Source organism: Ruminococcus callidus ATCC 27760 (genome assembly GCF_000468015.1).
In the GTDB taxonomy this organism is placed as follows: Bacteria; Bacillota; Clostridia; order Oscillospirales; family Ruminococcaceae; genus Ruminococcus_C; species Ruminococcus_C callidus.
Genome location: NZ_KI260481.1, coordinates 1 through 2,812, shown reverse-complemented (window position 1 = coordinate 2,812; position 2,812 = coordinate 1). Strand labels below are relative to the sequence as shown.

2 protein-coding genes are annotated in these 2,812 nt (G+C 58.1%); both read right to left on the bottom strand.

The window, feature by feature from the left end:
- Positions 1–54 precede the first annotated feature (54 nt).
- Positions 55–765 carry a 16S rRNA (guanine(527)-N(7))-methyltransferase RsmG gene (rsmG, locus tag RUMCAL_RS13165; RefSeq protein ID WP_021683470.1) on the bottom strand — a complete coding sequence of 237 codons (711 nt, stop codon included), beginning with the start codon at positions 763–765 and terminating at the stop codon, positions 55–57.
- The gene (gene mnmG / locus RUMCAL_RS13160) at positions 762–2,645 is read right to left on the bottom strand and encodes a tRNA uridine-5-carboxymethylaminomethyl(34) synthesis enzyme MnmG (RefSeq protein ID WP_021683469.1); all 1,884 of its coding nucleotides are present in this window, start codon (positions 2,643–2,645) and stop codon (positions 762–764) included. Before mnmG ends, rsmG begins: the two co-directional genes overlap by 4 nt.
- Between the last annotated feature and the right edge of the window lie 167 nt (positions 2,646–2,812).

Sequence of the window (2,812 nt, the reverse complement as noted above, 5' to 3'; positions counted from 1 at the left end):
GGGGAGGCTTATGCACAAGCCTGCGGGGCGATGTGGGCATTGCCCCTACTTATCTCACCCCAGCGGCTGTTTCTTGATCTTATCGCTGCGGCGAGGGTACTTCTGCGGGGTAGGGGCAGTTTTCCGGATCCGGATCAGCTTCCGTTCACCGGCAGTTGGCAGAGTATAGCTTTCTTCGCCGACGATCTCGCCGCCCAGCAGCTTCGCCGCTGTTTCTGCCTGCTCCGCCGTTTCCGACGGTCCTTTCATTGCGGCAAATACGCCGCCCTGCTTCACAAACGGCAGGCAGTATTCCGTCAGCACCGGCATGGCTGCCACGGCTCTGGCAGTCGCCATGTCAAACTGCTCCCGCAGTTCCGGCAGCTTCGCCCCGTCCTCGGCTCTGGCGTGGATACAGCGGACGTTGGCAAGTCCCAGCTTTGCCGCCGTCTGCTCCAGAAACCCGATGCGTTTTTGCAGGCTGTCCAACAGTGTCACCTGTAAATCCGGCCGCAGCAGTGCCAGCACCATGCCGGGAAAGCCGGCTCCGGTGCCAACGTCAATACAGGTCGCCCCCAGCGGCAGCTGCACCTTTTGCAGCAAGATCGCACAGTCCAGAAAATGCTTCTCCCAAGCCTCTGCCGGCTCGGTGATCGCCGTCAGGTTCATGTGCCGGTTGGTTTCCGTCAGTTCCGCCAGATAGCACTGGAACTGGGCAAAGTGGCTCTCCGTCAGAGGCAGTCCTGCTCCGTCAAACAGCTGCTTCGCCGCTTCGTATGTCATCATGCATTTCCCTCCTTTGCAGCGTCCCAGACGATCAGCACGGAAATATCTGCCGGTGATACGCCGGAGATACGGCTCGCCTGTCCCAGATTCTGGGGACGGTGGGCGTTCAGTTTTTCCGCAGCTTCCAGCCGCAGCCCGTGAATGGTGGTGTAGTCCAAGTCCTCCGGCAGCTTCCGGTTTTCCAGCTTCCGCATGCGTTCGATCTGTTCCAGCTGCTTCGGAATATAGCCGTCATACTTGATCTGGATCTCCACCTGTTCCCCGATCACCGGTTCCAGTGCCGGACGGGTGGGGTCAAAAGGAGCAATGACAGCATAGCCCAACTGGGGACGGCGAATCAGGTCTGCGACTTTACAACCGGTAGTGATGCCGGAGGTGCCGTGCTGTTCCAGAAACGCGTTCAGTTCCGGAGCAGGTGCCAGATTGGTTTTCAGCACCCGCTTTTTCTCCTGTGCCACAAGGCGGTATTTTTTCAGCATGTGCTGATAGCGTTCCTCGGAGAGCAGCCCCAGTTCGTGTCCCAGCGGCATCAGACGCTGGTCAGCGTTGTCCTGCCGCAGGATCAGCCGGTACTCGCTGCGGGAAGTCATCATGCGGTAGGGATCCTCACAGCCCTTGGTCACCAGATCGTCTACCAGCGTGCCGATATAGGAAGTGGCTCTGTCCATGACAAACGCCGGCTTGCCCTGCACTGCCAGTGCGGCATTGATGCCGGCAACCAGTCCCTGTGCGGCAGCTTCCTCGTAGCCGGAACTGCCGTTGAACTGTCCTGCTCCGAACAGTCCGGCGATCTTCTTGCTCTCCAGCGATGCCCGCAGTTCTGTGGGGTCTACGCAGTCATATTCGATAGCATACGCCGGGCGCATGATCTCCACATGTTCCAGTCCGCGGATCGTCCGCAGAAATGCCAGCTGGACATCTTCCGGCAGAGAGGACGACATGCCCTGCAAATAATACTCCTCGGTTTCCAGCCCCATCGGCTCCACGAAAAGCTGATGCCGCGGCTTGTCGGCAAAGCGGACAATTTTGGTTTCGATAGACGGGCAGTAGCGGGGGCCGATGCCCTCGATCTGTCCGGAGAACAGCGGCGAACGGTGAAGATTTTCCCGAATGATGCGGTGGGTTTCCTCGTTGGTATAGGTGATGTAGCAGGAAACCTGATTGTGCATCCGGGACGGATCAGAGCCGAATGAAAACGGCACAATGTCCTCATCGCCGTCCTGCCGTTCCATGGCATCAAAGTCAATGCTCCGGCGGTGGACACGACAGGGAGTACCGGTCTTGAACCGCCGCATTCGCAGCCCCAGTTCCTGTAGATTTTTTCCCAGCGGACGGCTGGGAAGAGCCGCATCGGGACCGCTTTCGTAGGAAACCTGTCCCACGTGGATTCTGCCGTTCAGATATGTGCCGGTGGCAACTACGGCGGCGGAAACGGTGTACTGTGCTCCCAGCGAAGTGACAACACCGGTCACTCTGCCGTTTTCGGTCTGGATCTCTGCGATCTCTGCCTGCTTGATCTCCAGCAGGGGTGTTTTTTCGCAGACTTGTTTCATGTAGTTGTGGTAGCGAACGCGGTCTGCCTGTACCCGCAGGCTGTGGACAGCCGGCCCTTTGCCGCGGTTCAGCATACGGCTCTGGAGAAAGCAGGCATCAGCAGCCTTTCCCATTTCGCCGCCCAGAGCGTCGATCTCCCGCACCAGATGCCCTTTTGCCGTGCCGCCGATAGACGGGTTGCAGGGCATGTTGGCGATCTGATCCAGAGATATGGTAAACAGCACTGTGCGGCAGCCAAGGCGGGCAGAAGCCAAGGCGGCTTCTACACCGGCATGACCGGCACCGATCACAGCGACGTCATAAGTTCCCATGTGATAATATTCCATAGGTATCACCTCAATTGATATGAATATTTATAAATATTGCAGACAAATCCTGTTCGCCCGCGAAAAGATTTTTGTGCGGCGGGTCAGCCCAAGGATAGCAAGCCGCCTGTTCGCCCCGCCGGGGGATTTTTGCGGCGTGTAATCTTCGTGTGATACTTGACCTTGTA

Bases quoted from the DNA above. Each gene is read 5' to 3' on its own strand.
- rsmG (WP_021683470.1), bottom strand. From the start codon at position 765: ATGATGACATACGAAGCGGCGAAGCAGCTGTTTGACGGAGCAGGACTG.
- mnmG (WP_021683469.1), bottom strand. From the start codon at position 2,645: ATGGAATATTATCACATGGGAACTTATGACGTCGCTGTGATCGGTGCC.